We start from the raw sequence: 17409 nt of genomic DNA on the forward strand, positions 1-17409 counted from the left end.
GCGGATTCTACAGCACTCGATCAGGCCCTACGACATCCAGTTGACGCCCGCCTCGCGGTTCCACTTGGTTGTCATCTTCTTGCTCTGCGTCCAGAACTCGATGGAGCCGCGCCCGGTGATGTCGCCCACGCCGAACTTGCTGTCGTTCCAGCCGCCGAACGAGAAGGGCTCACGCGGCACCGGCACGCCCACGTTCACGCCCACCATGCCCGCGCTCGCGCGGTCCATGACGTAGCGCGCCATGCCGCCGCTCTCGGTGTAGACCGACGCCGCGTTGCCGTACGGCGACGCGTTCTCCACGCGGATCGCCGCGTCCACGTCGGGCGTGCGGACGATGGCGAGCACCGGCCCGAACACCTCCTCCTGCGCGATCTTCATCTCCGGCGTCACGTGGTCGATGATGGTCGGCCCCACGTAGAACCCGCCCTCCTGGCCTTCCACGACGGTGTTCCGGCCATCGACGAGCACCTTCGCCCCCGCCGCCTCGGCCTCCGCGATGTAGCGCTCGATCCGCTCCTTCGCCTGGGCGGAGATGACCGGGCCGAGCGTCTTGCCCGGCACCACGTCGCGCACGACCTCCACGAGACGCTGGACGACGCGGTCCACGTCCGAGACGCCCACCATGACCGAGGCGGCCATGCAGCGCTGGCCCGCGCAGCCGGACATGGAGGCGACCACGTTGCTGGCCGTCATCTCCACGTCCGCGTCCGGCAGCACGATCAGGTGGTTCTTCGCGCCGCCCAGGCACAGCGCGCGCTTGAGCGTGGCCGTCGCGCGGCGGTAGACGATCTTCGCCACCGCCGTGGAGCCGACGAAGGAGACGGCGGAGATCCCGGGATGGTCGCAGATGGCCTCCACCGTCTCGCGCCCTCCGTGCACCACGTTGAAGACGCCCTCGGGCAGCCCCGCCTCGCGCAGCAGGTCCGCGATGCGGCCGGCGCTGAGGGGGACCAGCTCGCTGGGCTTGAGGATCATGCAGTTGCCCAGCATCAGGGCGTTCGGCATGCTCCAGTTGGGCACCATGTTGGGAAAGTTGAAGGGCGTGATCGACGCGACCACGCCCACCGGGTGCCGGTCGGTGCGGCACTCCACCCCCTTGCTCACCTCCATGACCTCGCCCGCCATCATCTGCGGCAGCGAACAGGCGAACTCCGTCAGCTCCATCGACTTGAGGACCTCAGCCTGCGCCTCGCCCCACACCTTGCCGTTCTCCTCCTGCACCAGCGCCGTCAGCTCGTCCAGGTTCTGCTCCAGCAGGTTGCGGTAGCGGTAGAAGATCTGCGCCCGCTCCTTGATGGGCGTGGCCGACCAGCCGGGAAACGCGCGCTGGGCAGACTTCACCGCCTGGTCCACCTCTTCCTGCGACGACAGTGGCACGCGGGAGATGACCTGCCCCTCGGCCGGGTTGAACACGTCCAGGTGGCGCAGGTCCTGGGTGTCGACGAAGCGGCCGTCGAGGAAGTTGCGGACGTCGGGATATTTCATGGATGAGCGGGCGATGCGGCTGCGCGCCGGACCCGGAGCGGGCCCTGCGTTCGGTCGCGGAATGTGGAGTCTGGTGGAGTCCGGCGGATGAGGGATCGGCCGGGCCCTGTAACGGGCTTCCTGCTAGGCTACCAGCCCGGCCGGAGCGTGTCAACCCCGTCTTGCCCACGCACTTCGGCGAGCGCTTACAAACGTTCGTTCGATGCGCTCGATACGCGCCGGGCGGCAGATCGTTGCACGAACGTGACGACGATCGGAAAGTGCCGCCCGCTCAGTACCCGGAGGGGTTGAAGGGGGTGACGCCGCCCCAGGTGTGGAGAACGACACCCACCTCCTCCATCCAGTTCTGCCATCCGTCCACTGGAAGCCAGATCTCCTGCCCGGCCACGTTCACCTTCGTGCCGTGGGGGTTCCAGAACGACACTCCCCATACCGCCTCGCCCTGCACCACTTGCGCCGCGAAGTAGCCCTGGTGCACCTTGCCCGTGGCCGTCACCACCGCGTTGCGGATCTCCCCGTGCTCCGACCCGCCGAGCCCCGTGTTCGGCGAGTAGAAGTAGCTGCCGTTGAACCGGTATTTCCGCCAGGCCGTCGGCACCTGCACGACCGGCTGCTGCACCTGGGGCGGCTGGAATACCGGCTGCTGGACCACCGGCTGCTGCACGGCGACGGACGATGAGGTGGAGGTCGTCACTCCCTGCATCTCCACCACCACGTCGTCGCGGTCGTCGTCGCTGAGCTGCGCCTCGAACTCGCCGTCGTCCGCGTCCTCCTCGTCCTCGTCGCTGTCGGGGTCTTCAACGAAGCTCAGCACCCCCAAGGTGATGCCCTTCATCGCCTCTATGTCCGTCTTGGAGGTCTTCGTGTTCACGACCGCGGGCCCGTCGAGCGCGCCCTGGATCAGCATCTCCTTGATCAGGTTCAGCAGCCGCTCCTTCGTCTTGGGCCCGGAGATCTTCTTCGCCGCGGTCTTCCCGCGCTTGTTGGCGTTGCGGTACTCCAGGTGATCGTTCTGCACGCCCGTGAAGCCGCCCAGGACGGCGGCGACGATCGCCGCCGCGGTGGCGGTGCCGCCGTTGGCCGTCACGAACTCCTGGATGAGGATCTTCTGCTCCAGTGCCGCATCCACCTCCGAGGTCACGACCAGGTCGTACTCGTCCGGTGCGTTGTCCCAGTGGCCGTCGGTGCCCACCGGCTTGCCGTTCTTGAGTAGGCGGTAGGTCATCGTCTTGGGCACGCCCACCCGGCGCCAGGTGCCCGCGTCGGCGCGGTAGTGCGCGGTCACCTCCACCTCGTCCACCTTCTTTTTCTTCTTCATCGCTCCCGCCAGCCTCTCCAGCACGCGCCAGGGGCCGGACTGCTGGTTGAGGCTCCACTGCGGGACGATGTTCCACTCCTCGTCCGCGCCGCCCATCTCCGCCGCCATCATGTGGCCGCGGTCGTACGTGCCGCTGTACATGATCTCGTCGTCCACCGTGCGGGCGGAGCCGGGGAGCTTGCGTACCTTGGCGTAGCTCTTGTGGAGGCTGGTGAGCACCAGCGGGTTGGGCGTGGCGCCGCGCTTGTTGTCCTCGATCCGGCCCCGGACCCGCGTGGGCCGCTTGGCGGGGACCGTCACGGCCTGGCCCACCGGGTCCATCGGGTGGCGGTACGTGACCGAGACGTTCTCGTCTTCGTGCTCCAGCACCTCGCGCTGCAACACGGAACCGTTGGGTGCCCGGCGCGCCGAGAGCATGCGCGCCACCGCGGCGTTTCCCGCCGTCCGCTGAAGGTGCAGCACGTCGCGGGGGGAAAGCTGCCCCGCCACCGCCCGCCGCAGGACGGAAGCGTGTTCGGGAGATGGAATCGCGCCCACGGCAGGCACGGACACGGGCGATCGGCGCTCCGAGTCCTTTCCCTGCCCTACGCTGAGCTTCTGCCGGCTGGGTTCCATGCGTGTGCGCGATGAGGTGGGTCGGGTGGGGTTCCGAAGCCAGGCTTCGCGAGAGGCGTGAGACGCCTCCCCGCCCGAGTGCGAGCGCTCAGCCTTCCAGCACTCGCTTCATCTGGTCGAGCCGGTCCTTCCAGATGGCCTTGAGGCGAGCAGCCTCTTCCTCGGTGCCGATCTTCATGTGGTCGACCGCGACCGAGCTCTTGGCTTCCCCCTTTGCCGTGAACCGCACGTCGACCGTCGTGCCGTCAGCCCAGCGGGCGCGGACGGACTTGCCCGGCGTGCTGCCGCGAATCTCCAGCGGCTCTGGAAGCCAGCGCGCGCGCACCATGTCGTCCGTCCACACAGCGGAGAGCACGTCGGCGGAGACGTTGACGGTCTTGCTGCCGTAGGCGCGGTAGCCATCCACCGGCGGACCCGCCTCTGCGGCACGTTCGGACCACGACTTGGTGGATGCGGCGACGGCCGCGCGGAGCAGGTCGTGCAGCGCGGGATCGTCCAGCATCTCCGCCGACTTGATCTTCACGTGGCGCGCGGCCTTGCCCGTGCCCTCCAGCAGGCCGGTCGGATCGGGCAGGTCCGCGCCCACGAGCTGGATGTTGACGCGCTCCCGGTGCGGCGCCACACCGAACACCATCGCGTTCATCCCCGCCGATTTTCCAAACGTGATGATCTTCCAGCCCGTGTGCGCCTTCTCCACCGCGCCCGGCAGGATGCGGCGCGCCAGATCGCACGTCCGCAGCGCGAGATCGCGCACCTCGGGCGAGCAGCCGGCGAGCAGGTCTTCGATGGTGGCTTCGGGCATCCGTTTCCTCAGGCGGCGTGGACCTCTACGTACTCGCTGCTCGCGGCGGGAGGCGGCACCGGCAGCCCATCTTCGTGCAGCGACTCGATGTGCATCTCGATCGCCTCCTGGATAAGCTCCAGTGCCTCGGCCCGTGTCTCGCCGACCGCGACGCATCCCGGCAGGTCCGGAACATGAGCGCCGTAGCTGTTCCTTCCGCGCTCCACCACGACCATATAACGCATCCAACGCCTCCTGCGGCTACGTGATTCCCAGATCCGCTCGCCGGGCACGACTCAGCGCAACCCCGCCTGCTTCAAGATACTGAGCATCGTTCCGGGCGGAAGGTCCAGGGACGGCTTGCCAGCAACGGTCACCGTTCCGGGCTTCAAGGGGTGTTTCAGCTGGCGATGACTACCACGCATACGAGCGAGATACCACCCGTCCCCCTCGAGAAGCCGCAGCACGTCCCTCACGTTCATCGGCGGGAGCTCCGCGGCTCACAGCGGGATGTTGGCGTGCTTCTTTGGCGGGTTGGAGTCGCGCTTGTTCTTGAGCATGTCGAAGGCGCTGACGATGCGGGCGCGGGTCTCGCGCGGGTCGATCACGTCGTCCACGTAGCCGCGCGCGGCGGCGGCGAACGGGTTTGCGAAGCGTTCGGCGTATTCCTGCTGCTTCGCCTCGGCCGCGGCGGCGGGGTCCTCGGCGGCGGCGATCTCGCGGCGGTACAGGATCTCCACGGCGCCCTTGGCACCCATCACCGCGATCTCGGCGGTGGGCCAGGCGTAGTTGATGTCACCGCGGATGTGCTTGCTGCTCATCACGTCGTACGCGCCGCCGTACGCCTTGCGGGTGATGATGGTCACCTTGGGCACCGTGGCCTCGCAGAAGGCGAAGAGCAGCTTGGCGCCGTGGCGGATGATGCCGCCGTGCTCCTGCGCCACGCCGGGCAGGAAGCCGGGCACGTCCTCGAACGTGAGCAGCGGCACGTTGAAGCAGTCGCAGAAGCGGACGAAGCGCGCCGCCTTCACCGCCGCGTCTATGTCCAGCACGCCCGCCAGCACCGCCGGCTGGTTCGCCACGATGCCCACCGAGTGGCCGCCCACGTGGGCGAAGCCGCAGAGGATGTTGCCGGCGTAGTCCGCGTGTACCTCGTAGAACTCGCGGTCGTCCACCACGCGCCGGATGACGTCGTGCATGTCGTACGGCTTGTTCGGATGGTCGGGCACGATGTCCAGCAGCTCCTCGTCGGCCCGGTCGAACGCGTCGTCGGTGGGCTTGAACGGCGGGTCGTCGGTGTTGTTCTGCGGGATGAACTCGAAGAGGTGGCGGATCTTGTGGAGGCACTCCACCTCGCTCTTCACCGCGAAGTGCGCCACGCCGCTTTTGGCCGCGTGCGTGGCCGCGCCGCCCAGCTCCTCCATCGTCACGTCCTCGTGCGTGACCGTCTTCACCACGTTGGGGCCGGTCACGAACATGTAGCTCGTGCCCTGCACCATGTAGATGAAGTCGGTGATGGCGGGCGAGTACACCGCGCCGCCCGCGCACGGCCCCAGGATCGCGCTGATCTGCGGCACCACGCCCGACGCGAGCGTGTTGCGCAGGAAGATGTCCGCGTAGCCGCCCAGGGAGACGACGCCCTCCTGGATGCGCGCGCCGCCGGAGTCGTTGAGGCCCACGACCGGGGCGCCGTTCTTGAGCGCCATGTCCATGATCTTCACGATCTTGGCCGCGTGCGTCTCGGAGAGCGAGCCGCCGAAGACCGTGAAGTCCTGCGAGAAGACGTAGATGAGGCGGCCGTGGATGGTGCCGTAGCCCGTGACCACGCCGTCGCCCAGGTACTTCTCGTCCGCCAGCCCGAAATCGGTGGCGCGGTGGGTGACGAAGCGGTCCAGCTCCACGAACGAGCCCTCGTCGAGCAGCACGTCCAGCCGCTCGCGCGCGGAGAGCTTGCCGCGCTCGTGCTGCGCCTTGATGCGCTTCTCGCCGCCGCCCAGCTCCGCCTGGCGGCGCAGCGACTCCAGGTGCTCCAGCTTCTCCCGCATCGACATCGAGCGTCTTCCGTGGTCTCGGGTGTTGGCCGTTCTCGCCCGCCGGCGACGAAAGGCGGCAATCTAACTCGCGGCCCGCGCTCCCGCACGTACGCGGCGGCGTCTTACCGTCCGCTGAATCCTCCCACCCGGCGCCGACGTAGGGCGGGCAAGCCGCGCTCCGGCCCGTATCGCGGAAGCGGCTGCATCTACAGAAACTCACTCCGACAGAACAGGCGGGAGGCCGAGATGGCGAAGAGCTTTGGCGAACGGATCGTGGGCGCGGCGATGCTGGACGTGGCTACGTACGAGGAGGTCGAGGCGGACGTCACCGCCACGCCGCAGGCCGCGGGCGTGGTCGCCCTGGTTGCCGCGGCCGGAGCCATCGGGGGGATGCACGGCGGCGGGCACGGCATGATCGGCGGCATCGTCACGGCCTTCATCGGCTGGGCGGTGTGGTCCGGCGTGACCTACCTGGTGGGCACCAAGCTGTTCGACGGCACGGCGGACTGGGGCGAGATGCTGCGCACGCTAGGCTTCGCGCAGGCGCCGGGGCTGCTGGGCGTGCTGGCCTTCCTGCCGCTCCTGGGCAGGCTGGTGGCGGTGGTCGTCGGCATCTGGTCGCTGGTCGCGTGCATCGTCGCCATCCGGCAGGCCCTGGACATCTCGACCGGCAAGGCGATCGCGACGGCCGTGGTGGCGGTGATCGCGATGGCCTGTGTCGGCATGCTGCTCGCGATCCTCGGCATCGGCGCCGGTTTCGCTGCCTTCAGCATCGTCCATTGATGGCGAAGCCGACGGGCTGAGCGCCACAAGGCTAGACGGAGACGGGGCACGAGATCGCATCTCGTGCCCCGTCTTCTTCTATCCATCGAAGTTCGCGCATCTCCCGGTCCATGGTGATGCTGGCGGCCGGCCCGACGATCCCCGCCCGCCGGTGGGCTACTGTAGCTGATACGTGATGGGGATGGTGACGTGGACGGGGACGGGCTTGCCCTTCACCTTCGCGGGATGGAAGCGCATCACCTGCACGACCCGCGCAGCGGCCTCGTCGAACTGCGGGTAGCCGCTGGACTGCGACACGCCGTAGCCGATGGGCATGCCGTTGGCGCCCACCACGAACTCCACCTCGACGGTGCCGGAGATCCCGCCGTCGCGAAGCAGCGGCGGATACGTGCTGTTGGCGGCCTGCTGCACCGCCGCCGCGTTGGCAAGACTGGGCTGCTCCTCGATGGCGGAAAGCTCGTAGACGCCGTGCTCGTCCGGGCCCATGGGCGGCAGCGGTGCCGCATTCCTCGCCGCCTCGCTGTCGGAGACCTCGACGTAGTCCACCAGCTCTTCGGGCTTCGAACGCGAGCGGTCCTCGGCCGGACGGCATCCGGCGGCGAGGAGGAGGAACACCGCGACACCGGCGGTACGTAGGGGGACGCGCTTCACAAGCAAACTCCAAGAAAGGTGTGTGGAGAGACGAAGCGGGACGGGTCGGCCGAAACGGAAGGCCAGTGGATGGTGAAGTTTACCGGAATGGTGGCGAGCCATTATGGTCGCAAGCGCGAACCGCATCGACGCGACGACGGTGGCCGCGCCTCGGCGGAGGGATTCGCCGTCGCGCACGCGCCTGCGACGAGGACGGAGCAGACGACCAACGGCCACGTTCTCACGGCTTGTCTCTCACGAAATGGAAAGCGCCTGACCGGCAATCCGGCTCCTGCGGCCGAGGAGCACACCCCTCGGAGAGAGGCGGCGGGATAGGAAAGCGAAGAGGGTGCGAGGCCGAAGCCCCGCACCCTCTTCGATCAGCAGACTACCTGCCGGTGGCTTCTCAGCCCTCGGTGGGCTCGTCGGCAGCCGGAGCGTCTTCCGAGGCCGGGGCCTCCTCGGACGCCGGAGCCTCCTGGGACGCCGGAGCCTCTTCGGACGCGGGCGCCTCGTCGGAGGCAGGAGCCTCCTCCTCGGCGGCGGCCTCGGCCTTGGGGGCGACGGGGACGCCGCCCTCCTCGAACTTCGGCACCCGCAGCGTCTCCAGCACGATGCGGCGGTTCGAGAGGTCCACCTCGGTCACACGCATCTCCAGCTCGTCGCCCTCGCCGAACACGTCGGCGGGGTTCTGAAGGCCGGTCACGCCCAGCTGCGACACGGGCACGAAGCCCTCCATCTCGTCGCCCAGGTCCACCGCCACGCCCTTGTCCTGCAGGCGCGAGATCTTGCCGGTGATCTCCTGGCCCGCGTGGTAGTTGCCCGCCAGGGTCTCCCACGGGTCGTCCTGGGTCTGCTTGAGGCCCAGCGAGATGCGCTTGTTCTCGGCGTCCACGCCCAGGATCACCACCTCGACGTCGTCGCCCTTGCGGACGACCTCGCTGGGGTGCTGGATGCGCTTGGTCCAGCTCATGTCGGAGATGTGCACCAGGCCGTCGATGCCCGGCTCGATCTCGACGAAAGCGCCGAAGCTGGTCAGGTTCCGCACCTTGCCGGTGAGGCGCGTGCCCACCGGGTACTTGAGCGGAAGCGCGTGCCAGGGATCCTCCTCGATCTGCTTCATGCCGAGGCTGATCTTCTCGCCCTCGACGTCGACCTTGAGGATCACCGCCTCGATCTCGTCGCCCAGCGTGACGATCTTGCTGGGGTGACGCACGTTGCGCGTCCACGACATCTCGGAGATGTGCACCAGGCCCTCGACGCCCTTCTCCAGCTCCACGAAGGCGCCGTAGTTGGTGATCGAGACCACGCGGCCGCGAACGCGGCTGCCGACCGGGTACTTCTTGTCCACGTCGGTCCAGGGGTACTCCTGGAGCTGCTTCAGGCCCAGCGACAGGCGCTCGCGCTCCCAGTCGATATCCAGGACCTTGACCTCCAGCTCCTGGCCGATGGCCACGACCTCGCTGGGATGGCCCACGCGGCCCCAGCTCATGTCGGTGATGTGCAGCAGGCCGTCCATGCCGCCCAGGTCGATGAACGCGCCGAAGTCGGTGATGTTCTTGACCGTGCCGGTGCGCACCTGCCCGACCTCGAGCTCCTTCTTCAGCTTCTCGCGCTTGATCTCGCGGTCGGCCTCGAGGAGGACGCGGCGCGACACGACGATGTTCCGCCGGCGCTTGTTCAGCTTGATGATCTTGAACTCGTACGTCTCGCCGATCAGGTCCTCGATGTTCGGCACGCGGCGAAGCGCGATCTGCGAGCCGGGGAGGAAGGCGTCCACGCCCATGAGGTCGACGGTGACGCCGCCCTTGATCTTGCGCGTGAGCACGCCGGCCACCGCGGTCCCGTTCTCGTGGGCCTCGCGAATCTTCTCCCAGACGCGGAGGAAGTCGGCCTTCTTCTTGGAGAGGACGACCACGCCGTCCTCGTCCTCGAGGTTCTCGAGGAAGACCTCGACCTCGTCGCCGATCTGGAGCGAGTCGGGGTCCTTGAACTCGTCGCGGTTCACCGAGCCCTCGGACTTGAAGCCGAGGTCCAGGATCACCGACTTATCCGTCACGCGAAGAACGCGGGCCTTGACGATCTCGCCCTCTTCGATGTTCGTGAGGGTGTCTTCGTACATGCCCAGCATCACTTCGTACTCTTCGGCCGTGTACTCGTCTTCGTCGAAGAGGTCGGCGCGGATGTTCATCTCCCGCGCGCGGTCGGCGATCTGCTGGGTGGTCAGCTCGCTGCCGAAGCGGCGCGGCGCCACGAGGACGTTACCGTCCTCCTCGGCGTCGACTGCGTCGGCGGAGAAGGGCTCGTTGATCTGGTCGACCATGGGTGTGGGGATCCTTTTGCACGTTCCGCCGCGTCGCGGATGGCCTCACGCGTCGCGGCGATCGGTTGGGGTGGATGGGACGGGTGGGGCGAATTCCCCGGAAAACGCAGAAAGTTACGTCGTTGCGCGAGTTGCGTCAATCCCCGGCGCGCTCGCGCGCGAGCCGCACGACCGCCTCCACCTGCGCCTCGAACGTCAGCTCCGTGGTGTCCAGCACCACGGCATCGTCCGCCTGGAGCAGGGGCGCCACCGCGCGGCCGGAGTCGATGGCGTCGCGGCCCTGGAGACGCGCCGCCTCCGCCACGATCTCGTCGTCCGAGAGCTCCGCGTCTCCCCGCTCCCGCAGCCTCCGGCGGGCCCGCTCGGCCGGGTCGGCGACGAGGAAGACCTTCAGCTCGGCGCCCGGGAAGACGACGGTGCCGATGTCGCGCCCGTCGGCCACGAGGCCGCCCGTGGCTCCGGCGCCGCGGAGCGCGTCCATCAGCCACTCGCGCACGGCGGGGACGGCGGCCATCTGCGAGACGTGGGCGTTCACCTCGTGCGAGCGGATGTCGTCCGACACGTCCCTGCCGCGCACCGTCATGCGGTAGCCGCGGTCCGCCGGGACGCCCTCGACCTCCAGCGCGTCCAGCTCGGCGTGCGTCAGGCCGTCCCAGCGCTCGGCGGGGATGCCGGCGCGGAGGGCGGCCAGGGTCAGGGCGCGGTAGAAGGCGCCCGAGTCCAGGTGCCGGTAGCCGAGCCGCGCCGCGACGGCCTTGGCGGTGGAGCTCTTGCCCGAACCCGCCGGCCCGTCGAGCGCGATGATGATCCCGTCCCTGCGCGTCATCCGCCCATCTCCCGTGCGTCGTTTCGTCCGTCCGCCGTTCCCGCATCTCCCGAAACGCGGCGCAGCAGATCCCAGAAGCCGGGGAAGCTCACGTCCGCGCATTCCGGGTTCTCGATCTCCAGCGCGTTGCCCGGGAGCGCGCCCAGCACGCCGAACGCCATGGCGATGCGGTGGTCGTGGAAGGTCGCGACCCGTCCTCGCAGAGGGGCATCCGTTCCGCTGACCACCAGGCCGTCCGGCAACTCCTCCGCCTGGACGCCGATGGCGCGCAGGTTCGAGACGATGGCGGAGATGCGGTCGCTCTCCTTGACCCGCAGCTCGCCCGCGCCGGTGATGCGCGTCTCGCCCTGCGCACGGGCGGCGAGGACGGCGAGCACGGGCACCTCGTCGATGGCCGCGGGAATCTCCCCCGCGCCGACTTCCACGCCGCGGAGCGCCGACGGGCGGATGACGAGGTCCGCGACGGGTTCGCCGCCTTCCTCGCGCTCATCCGTCCACTCGATGGATGCGCCCATGCGTGCAGCGATGCGGAAGAAGCCCGTCCGCGTCGGGTTCGCGCAGACGTGGGGGATGCGCAGCTCGCCGCCGCCCGCGAGGAGCGCCAGCGCGGCGAAGAACGCGGCGGACGACGGGTCGCGCGGCACGCGAAGGTCCAGCGGCGGGAGAGCATCGCCCGACGGTGCGACGGCGATGCGCCACCCGCCGCACGCCTGCACCGTGGCGACGTCCACTCCGAGCGAGCGCAGCATCCGCTCGGTGTGGTCGCGCGAGAGGACAGGCTCCACGACGGAGACGGAGATCCCCGCACCGACGCCCGCCAGCAGCACGGCGCTCTTGACCTGCGCGCTGGCCTTGGGCGATTCGTAGTCGATGGATGAGAGGCCGCCGCCCGTGACCTCGATGGGCAGCCGGTCCGCCTGCCCCAGCTCGCGGAAGCGCGCGCCCATCCGCGCCAGCGGCTCGGTGATGCGGCGCATGGGCCGGCCGCGGAGGGAGGGGTCGCCGGTGAGCGTCACGGCGAACGGGCGGGATGCGAGGAGGCCCGTCATCAGCCGCGCGGTCGTGCCGCTGTTGCCGCAGTCGAGCGGACCGTCGGGCGCGCGCCAGGCGTCCAGTCCGCGCCCGCGGACGCGGATCTCGCCGCCGCCCGCGGGCGGGTCGGGCACGTCGCAGCCCAGGGCGCGGAGCACGGACGCGGTGCTGCGGCAGTCCTCGCCCGGCAGCAGGCCGCGCAGCCGGCTCTGGCCGTCCGCCGCGGCGGCGAGCATGAGCGCGCGGTGCGTGATCGACTTGTCGCCGGGGACGCGCACCTCGCCCGAAACGTGTAGTGTCATGCGGCAAAGCTACCGCGCCCGCGGCGCGCCGGGCAACCCGCGCACAGGCCTCGTACCCGCGAGCTTCTCGGTGGCCGTGCATCTCCCGGCCGCGGCCGGCGGAGCCGCTCTCCGACGCCGCACGGGGACGGCGCGTGTCCAACGGAATGGACAGCCGCGGCGGCTTCCGCCGAACCGCGAAAATCCAACGCGCTCCGGCGCAACGCGTTGGCGCATTGAATACGCGGGGAGCAGCAATTGCGCTGTTCCGCGCCCGGTGACCCTCCACATACCTCGCCCGAGGACCCATGGCCGAACGCCGCAGCCCCTCCCTCCCCTTCCCCGCCCTGCTCGTCATCCTGCTCGCCTGCGCCGCGTGGCCCGTGCCCGCCGCCGCGCAACGCTCGTCCGTGACACTCGCCACCGTGGTCGACTCCGCCACCGGCCAGCCGCTCGCCGCCGCGCGCGTGACGGTGGACGGCGGACGCCCCGTGCTGACCGGCCGCGACGGGCGCGTGCTCTTCCCGCATCTCGCTCCGGGGCCGCACAACGCGACCGCGCGGTACCTCGGCTACCGCGACGGGATGAGGTCGTGGACCGAGGCGGGCGACACGGTGCGCGTGCGGTTCGCGCTGGTACCCGACCCGGTGGAGCTGCAAGCGCTGTCGGTGCAGGTGGACCGGCTGGAGGCGCGGCGGGTGGGCACCGGGATGGTGTCGCGCACGGCGAACCTGGTGGACATGCAGGGCCGCGTGGGAGACGCCGCGAAGTTCGCAGCGGATTACTTCGCCCTGCACACCGCCCGCTGCCCCCAGCCGCCCCGCCGCAGCCGCGTGGCCGGCCTCGTGGGCGCATCGGACATGCAGCCGTCCAACTGCCTGCGCGTGCGCGGCGACCTGGTGAAGCCCTGTGTGCTGATGGACGAGGCACCCATCAACGGCATGGAGGGCCTGGCGGACTTCCAGCCCGGCGACCTGTACCGAATCGAGGTCTACCAGGGCGGACGGATGATCCTGGTCTACAGCCCCGGCTTCGTGCAGAGCATGGCGCGCCGCAAGCTCGTGCCGGCGCCGGCGGACGGCCTCTACAACGCCTACTGCCGCGCCACGTCCGGCACTCCGGGGCTCTGAGCCGATGCGCATCCATCTACCGTCGAACGGCTCGGTGCGGGCCGACGTGAAGCTGGCGTTCCCGCCGCGACGCCGGTCGCGCACCCTGGCCGCATCAGCCGTTCTTGCCTGCGCCGTCCTCGCGCATCCCGCCGCCGCCCAGCAGCGCTCCGTGGCGGTGGGCACCGCCGTCGACTCCGCCAGCGGGCTGCCGGTGCGCGCGGCGCGGGTGACGGTGGACGGCGTGGCCCGTGGCGCGACGAAGGAGGACGGCACGTTCGTCCTCTCCCGCCTGGTCCCCGGCGTGCACTACGCGGCCGTGCAGCGGCTGGGCTACGAGGACGCGTTCGTGACCTTCACCGCGGCGGGCGACACCACGCGGCTCACGGTGCGCCTCGTGCCCGAGCCGCTGCGGCTGGCCGCGCTCACGGCCGTGGCGGACCGGCTGGAGCGGCGGCGGCTCAGCTCGGGCTTCCCGTCTCAGCGGGCCGACGCGGAGGACCTGGCGGGTCGCGTGGGCAACGCGACTCAGTTCGTGTTCGACCACTTCGGGATGGCGCCCGCGTTCTGCCCCCAGCCCGCGCGGCGCGGCCGGGGCTTCTCCAGCATGGGCGCCATGAACTGCCTGCGGTCGCGGGGAGACGTCATGTCTCCGTGCGTGCTGCTGAACGAGATGCCCATCCAGGGGTTGGCCCAGCTGGCGGGCTACCAGCCCTCGGACCTGTACCGGATCGAGGTCTACAAGCACGGCAGCATCATCATGGCCTACACGCCGGAGTTCGTGGAGTCGATGGCGAAGCGAAAGCTGGTGCCCACGCCCGTGGAGGCGCTGGACAACGCCTACTGCCGAGGAACCGCCGGCTCGCCGGGCTCCTGACGCACGGGCACTCGGCGTTCGCCGGGCAGGACGGTAGATGCGATGCGCAGGTTCGTTCCGGCAGCGAGGCGGGCGATGTAAGATGGGAGATGCCCGGCCGGCGGCGGACCTCCCGCCGCTCGATGCGCCGAGCCCCACGTCCGCCGCCGGGGGATACGATGCGACCGATGATCCGTCTGCCGATGCGCTGCGGGAATGCGCCGGGGCTCGCCCTGGCCGCCGCGATGCTGGCGTGGGGCGCGCCGGCGGCGGCGGCCCAGCGCGGGGTGGTCGCGGGGACGGTGGTGGACTCGGCCACGGGGCAGCCGCTGCATCCCGCACACGTCACTCTGGACGGGAGCGGGCGATGGACGGCGACGGACCGCGCCGGGCGCTTCGTGCTCTCCGGCGTGGCGGCGGGGACGCACCGGGCGGCGGTGGAGATGCTGGGCTACGCGGAAGATTCGCTGACGTGGGCCGTGGGCGCGGGAGACACGCTGCGGGTGCGCGTGGTGCTGGCGCCCAGCGCGATCGAGCTGGCGGCGATCATGGTGCAGGTGGACAAGCTGGAGCGGCGGATGCGCGTGGCCGGGTGGAGCGCGCGCACCGCGGCCCAGCGCGAGCTGGCGAACAGCGCCACGCACGACGCGGCGCGCTTCGTGACCGACCACTTCGGGATGCAGCGGGCGCCCTGCGCACCTCTCCATCCCGCGCCGCAGGCCAGCCGCCGCCAGCCCATGCAGCCCACGCTCCAGCCGAGCTCGCCGTTCTCGGGCAGCAACTGCGTGCAGGTGCGCGGCTCGGTCACGAACGTGTGCGTGCTGATCGACGAGATGCCGGCCAGCGGCCTGGACGCGCTGGAGACCTACCGTCCGGAGGACTTCTACCGGATCGAGGTGTACCGCGGCGGCGCGCTGGTGGAGGCGTACACCCACTGGTACGTGCGCAGCATGGCGAACCACCCGTGGGTGCCGGTGCCGGTGGACGTGCAGTGGGACTCGTTCTGCCGCAGCCGCTTGCAGCCGTCCACGTGAGCACCGCGGTCCCCGTCCGCCGGGCGGGGTGCAGGCCACGAGAGACCAGGCTCAGCCGTGACCATCCGCCGCAAGCACGTTCCGTCCCTCTGCCGGATCGCCGCCGTCGCGCTGGTCTCTTTCGGCGCGATGCCGCGGACGGCCGAAGCACAGGCGCCGGGCGTGATCGCCGGCGTGGTGGTCGACTCGGCGACGAGGCAGCCGCTGCTCTCCGCGCGCGTCGTGATCGAAGGCACGGGACGCGAAGCATCTACCGACCGCGCGGGGCGCTTCGTGATCGGGCGGCTGCGGCCAGGCGAGTACCGCGCGACGGTGGCCCGCCTGGGCTACGCGGACGACTCGGTGCGGTGGGCCGTGGCGGCGGGAGACACGACACGGGTGAGCGTGATGCTGCGGCAGTCCGCCATCGAGCTGCGGGCGCTGACGGTGCAGGTGGACAAGCTGGAGAGGCGGCGGCGCGCGAGCGGGTGGTCGTCACGCGCCATCGGGCGGGACGGCCTGGAGGGCTTCACGGCGATGACCGCGGCCCAGTTCGTGGCGGACCACTTCGGGCTGGCCCGCGTGACTTGCCCCCGCGGCCGGTCACGGCTGCCGCAGGGGCGCCGCAACGGCGTGGAGCCGCGAAGCTGCCTGCTGGTTCGCGGCGGCGTCCGCAGCCCGTGCGTGCTCCTGGACGAGTCGCCGGTGGACGGGCTCGACGCGCTGGAGGCGCTGAACCCGGACGACCTGTACCGGGTGGAGGTCTACGACGGCGGCGCGGTGGTGCAGGCGTACACCACGTGGTTCATCCGCAACGCCACGCGCACCGCCTGGTCGCCGCTCTCCGCCGACACCCAGTGGAACCTGTACTGCGTGAACCGCCCGGGAGCGCCGCGCGTCTGAGCGCGCCCAAGCGGTGAGGTGACGGCCCGGGGCGGATCCGCCGCCCACGGCCGCGAAAGCCGGCCCAGGTGGATCCGCCGCCCCGGCCGGAAGGGAAGCTGGCACGAAGACGCCGTACCCGGCCCACGCGAATCCGCGGGCCGAGCGACACACTCCAGGAAACCACGAGAGGTTCGCATGAGCGCTCTTTCGTTCTCCCCCGCACGCTTGCGCGGCGGCGCGCTGCTCGCGGCCGCGCTGCTGGCGCAGGCCGCCGCGTCCACCCACGCCGCTGCCCAGCGCCGCGTGGGCGACGGCACGGCCGTGGTGGTGGGCACCGTGATCGACGCCACCACGCAGAAGCCGGTGGCAGCCGCGCGCATCGCCCTGCCCCGCAACGGCCGCAATGCCACGGCCGACCGGCTGGGCCGCTTCACCGTGGGGCGGCTCCAACCCGGCTCGCACCCCGCGGTGGTGCATATGATCGGCTACCGCGAGAAGTTCGTAATCTGGGAAGTGGGGCCGGACACCACGCGCGTCCAGGTCGCGATGGAAGCCATCCCGGTCGCGCTGGCGGGGCTGAAGGTGCAGGTCGACCGCTTCGAGCGGCGGCGCCTGGCGGTGGGCGTGTCGTCGCGCACGGCCAGCCAGCTGCAGCTCCTGTCCAGCACCGCGCCCGACGCGGCGCAGTTCCTGGCGGACCACTTCGGCCTGTCGCGCATCCACTGCGGGGGCTCCAGCGGGGGCGGGCGCGGGGGGCTGTTCGCGAACATGACGTCGTCGTCCATGCTGGGGCTGGGGTCGTTCGACTGCTTCCGCGTGCGCGGCGAGGCCACGCGCCCGTGCGTGGTGATCGACGAGCGGCCCGCGTACGGCATGGACGAGCTGGCCACCTACCGGCCCGAGGACCTGTACCGGCTGGACGTGTACCACGGCGGGTCGTTCATCCAGGCGTACACGGTGTGGTTCATGGAAGGCGCCGCCAAGCGCCCCTTCGCACCCACGCCGGTCTCGGCCCAGATGAACCAGTTCTGCACGTTCACACGATAGAGTCGGATCGGTGGACGAGCGGTCCGCACGTTGATGACGAAGCGCCGCGGCTCGGGAGAGTCGCGGCGCTTCGGTTTTCGGGGATGCTTGGACGGTTTCGTGGCGGGAAGATGCCCCCTCCCCCGGCCCCTCCCCCGCCTTGCGGGAGAGGGGAGAACTGCTTGCGGGCGTGTGATTTAGCGTGGTCGGCGGGGCATCTCCGGCGTCGGGCGCTGTTTGTCACGGGCGGCCGAACGCTCGCTCCCGAGCGCGGGCACTGCGTCACCTGCGGCGCCCTGCTTTCCTCAGCGCCGTGCCGTCCGCCCCGGAGCCGAAATCGACGTAAACCTAGCTCCCATCGTGGAACAAGCTCCCCTCTCCCGCTTGCGGGGGAGGGGCTGGGGGAGGGGGCA

General features: G+C 70.4%; 15 protein-coding genes. 6 read left to right on the forward strand and 9 right to left on the reverse strand.

Annotation, left to right across the window (positions count from 1 at the left end):
• Positions 1–27: 27 nt before the first annotated feature.
• The 5 genes from VFE05_14405 to VFE05_14425 form a co-directional block, all read right to left on the reverse strand.
• On the reverse strand, positions 28–1485 hold the full coding sequence (locus tag VFE05_14405; GenBank protein ID HET6231261.1) for a CoA-acylating methylmalonate-semialdehyde dehydrogenase: 1458 nt from the start codon (positions 1483–1485) through the stop codon (positions 28–30).
• A 271-nt stretch (positions 1486–1756) separates the two neighbouring features.
• Positions 1757–3355, reverse strand: a complete 1599-nt coding sequence (locus VFE05_14410) for a DNA/RNA non-specific endonuclease (GenBank protein HET6231262.1) — start codon at positions 3353–3355, stop codon at positions 1757–1759.
• Between the two features lie 151 nt (positions 3356–3506).
• Positions 3507–4220 (reverse strand): DUF1801 domain-containing protein, encoded by a 714-nt coding sequence (locus VFE05_14415; protein ID HET6231263.1) that lies wholly within the window; start codon positions 4218–4220, stop codon positions 3507–3509.
• 8 nt (positions 4221–4228) lie between these two features.
• Positions 4229–4444, reverse strand: a complete 216-nt coding sequence (locus tag VFE05_14420; GenBank protein HET6231264.1) for a type II toxin-antitoxin system HicB family antitoxin — start codon at positions 4442–4444, stop codon at positions 4229–4231.
• Between the two features lie 255 nt (positions 4445–4699).
• Positions 4700–6250 (reverse strand): acyl-CoA carboxylase subunit beta, encoded by a 1551-nt coding sequence (locus VFE05_14425; GenBank protein HET6231265.1) that lies wholly within the window; start codon positions 6248–6250, stop codon positions 4700–4702.
• 228 nt (positions 6251–6478) lie between these two features.
• Between VFE05_14425 and VFE05_14430 the strand changes: the two genes are divergently transcribed.
• The gene (locus VFE05_14430) at positions 6479–7015 is read left to right on the forward strand and encodes a YIP1 family protein (GenBank protein ID HET6231266.1); all 537 of its coding nucleotides are present in this window, start codon (positions 6479–6481) and stop codon (positions 7013–7015) included.
• A 156-nt stretch (positions 7016–7171) separates the two neighbouring features.
• Here the strand turns inward: VFE05_14430 and VFE05_14435 are convergent, their stop codons facing one another.
• From VFE05_14435 to aroA, 4 genes are all read right to left on the reverse strand, one after another.
• Complete coding sequence (locus VFE05_14435; protein ID HET6231267.1) at positions 7172–7666, reverse strand: energy transducer TonB; 495 nt, start codon at positions 7664–7666, stop codon at positions 7172–7174.
• A gap of 385 nt (positions 7667–8051) precedes the next feature.
• Entirely contained in the window at positions 8052–9968 is a 1917-nt protein-coding gene (locus VFE05_14440) for a 30S ribosomal protein S1 (protein ID HET6231268.1), read from the reverse strand.
• 136 nt (positions 9969–10104) lie between these two features.
• A complete protein-coding gene (gene cmk / locus VFE05_14445; GenBank protein HET6231269.1) occupies positions 10105–10794 on the reverse strand; it encodes a (d)CMP kinase in 690 nt (229 codons plus the stop codon).
• Positions 10791–12128 carry a 3-phosphoshikimate 1-carboxyvinyltransferase gene (gene aroA, locus VFE05_14450; GenBank protein ID HET6231270.1) on the reverse strand — a complete coding sequence of 446 codons (1338 nt, stop codon included), beginning with the start codon at positions 12126–12128 and terminating at the stop codon, positions 10791–10793. The genes cmk and aroA overlap by 4 nt, the downstream gene beginning before the upstream one ends.
• Positions 12129–12415: 287 nt before the next feature.
• Here aroA and VFE05_14455 point away from each other — a divergent pair, with 287 nt between their 5' ends.
• From VFE05_14455 to VFE05_14475, 5 genes are all read left to right on the forward strand, one after another.
• On the forward strand, positions 12416–13237 hold the full coding sequence (locus tag VFE05_14455; GenBank protein HET6231271.1) for a carboxypeptidase-like regulatory domain-containing protein: 822 nt from the start codon (positions 12416–12418) through the stop codon (positions 13235–13237).
• Positions 13238–13241: 4 nt separating this feature from the next.
• The gene (locus VFE05_14460) at positions 13242–14093 is read left to right on the forward strand and encodes a carboxypeptidase-like regulatory domain-containing protein (GenBank protein ID HET6231272.1); all 852 of its coding nucleotides are present in this window, start codon (positions 13242–13244) and stop codon (positions 14091–14093) included.
• Positions 14094–14260: 167 nt separating this feature from the next.
• A complete protein-coding gene (locus tag VFE05_14465; protein HET6231273.1) occupies positions 14261–15106 on the forward strand; it encodes a carboxypeptidase-like regulatory domain-containing protein in 846 nt (281 codons plus the stop codon).
• Positions 15107–15163: 57 nt separating this feature from the next.
• Entirely contained in the window at positions 15164–15988 is an 825-nt protein-coding gene (locus VFE05_14470; GenBank protein ID HET6231274.1) for a carboxypeptidase regulatory-like domain-containing protein, read from the forward strand.
• A 177-nt stretch (positions 15989–16165) separates the two neighbouring features.
• Positions 16166–17017, forward strand: coding sequence for a carboxypeptidase regulatory-like domain-containing protein (locus tag VFE05_14475; GenBank protein ID HET6231275.1), 852 nt, complete (start codon positions 16166–16168; stop codon positions 17015–17017).
• Positions 17018–17409 lie beyond the last annotated feature (392 nt).

This window comes from Longimicrobiaceae bacterium, assembly GCA_035696245.1.
GTDB lineage: Bacteria > Gemmatimonadota > Gemmatimonadetes > Longimicrobiales > Longimicrobiaceae > DASRQW01.

What these genes read in the sequence shown, in the direction of transcription:
- cmk (HET6231269.1), bottom strand. Translation starts at nt 10,794, where the DNA reads ATGACGCGCAGGGACGGGATCATCATCGCGCTCGACGGGCCGGCGGGT.
- VFE05_14415 (HET6231263.1), bottom strand. Translation starts at nt 4,220, where the DNA reads ATGCCCGAAGCCACCATCGAAGACCTGCTCGCCGGCTGCTCGCCCGAG.
- VFE05_14420 (HET6231264.1), bottom strand. Translation starts at nt 4,444, where the DNA reads ATGCGTTATATGGTCGTGGTGGAGCGCGGAAGGAACAGCTACGGCGCT.
- VFE05_14460 (HET6231272.1), top strand. Translation starts at nt 13,242, where the DNA reads ATGCGCATCCATCTACCGTCGAACGGCTCGGTGCGGGCCGACGTGAAG.
- VFE05_14405 (HET6231261.1), bottom strand. Translation starts at nt 1,485, where the DNA reads ATGAAATATCCCGACGTCCGCAACTTCCTCGACGGCCGCTTCGTCGAC.
- VFE05_14430 (HET6231266.1), top strand. Translation starts at nt 6,479, where the DNA reads ATGGCGAAGAGCTTTGGCGAACGGATCGTGGGCGCGGCGATGCTGGAC.
- VFE05_14475 (HET6231275.1), top strand. Translation starts at nt 16,166, where the DNA reads ATGAGCGCTCTTTCGTTCTCCCCCGCACGCTTGCGCGGCGGCGCGCTG.
- VFE05_14425 (HET6231265.1), bottom strand. Translation starts at nt 6,250, where the DNA reads ATGTCGATGCGGGAGAAGCTGGAGCACCTGGAGTCGCTGCGCCGCCAG.
- VFE05_14465 (HET6231273.1), top strand. Translation starts at nt 14,261, where the DNA reads ATGATCCGTCTGCCGATGCGCTGCGGGAATGCGCCGGGGCTCGCCCTG.
- aroA (HET6231270.1), bottom strand. Translation starts at nt 12,128, where the DNA reads ATGACACTACACGTTTCGGGCGAGGTGCGCGTCCCCGGCGACAAGTCG.
- VFE05_14440 (HET6231268.1), bottom strand. Translation starts at nt 9,968, where the DNA reads ATGGTCGACCAGATCAACGAGCCCTTCTCCGCCGACGCAGTCGACGCC.
- VFE05_14455 (HET6231271.1), top strand. Translation starts at nt 12,416, where the DNA reads ATGGCCGAACGCCGCAGCCCCTCCCTCCCCTTCCCCGCCCTGCTCGTC.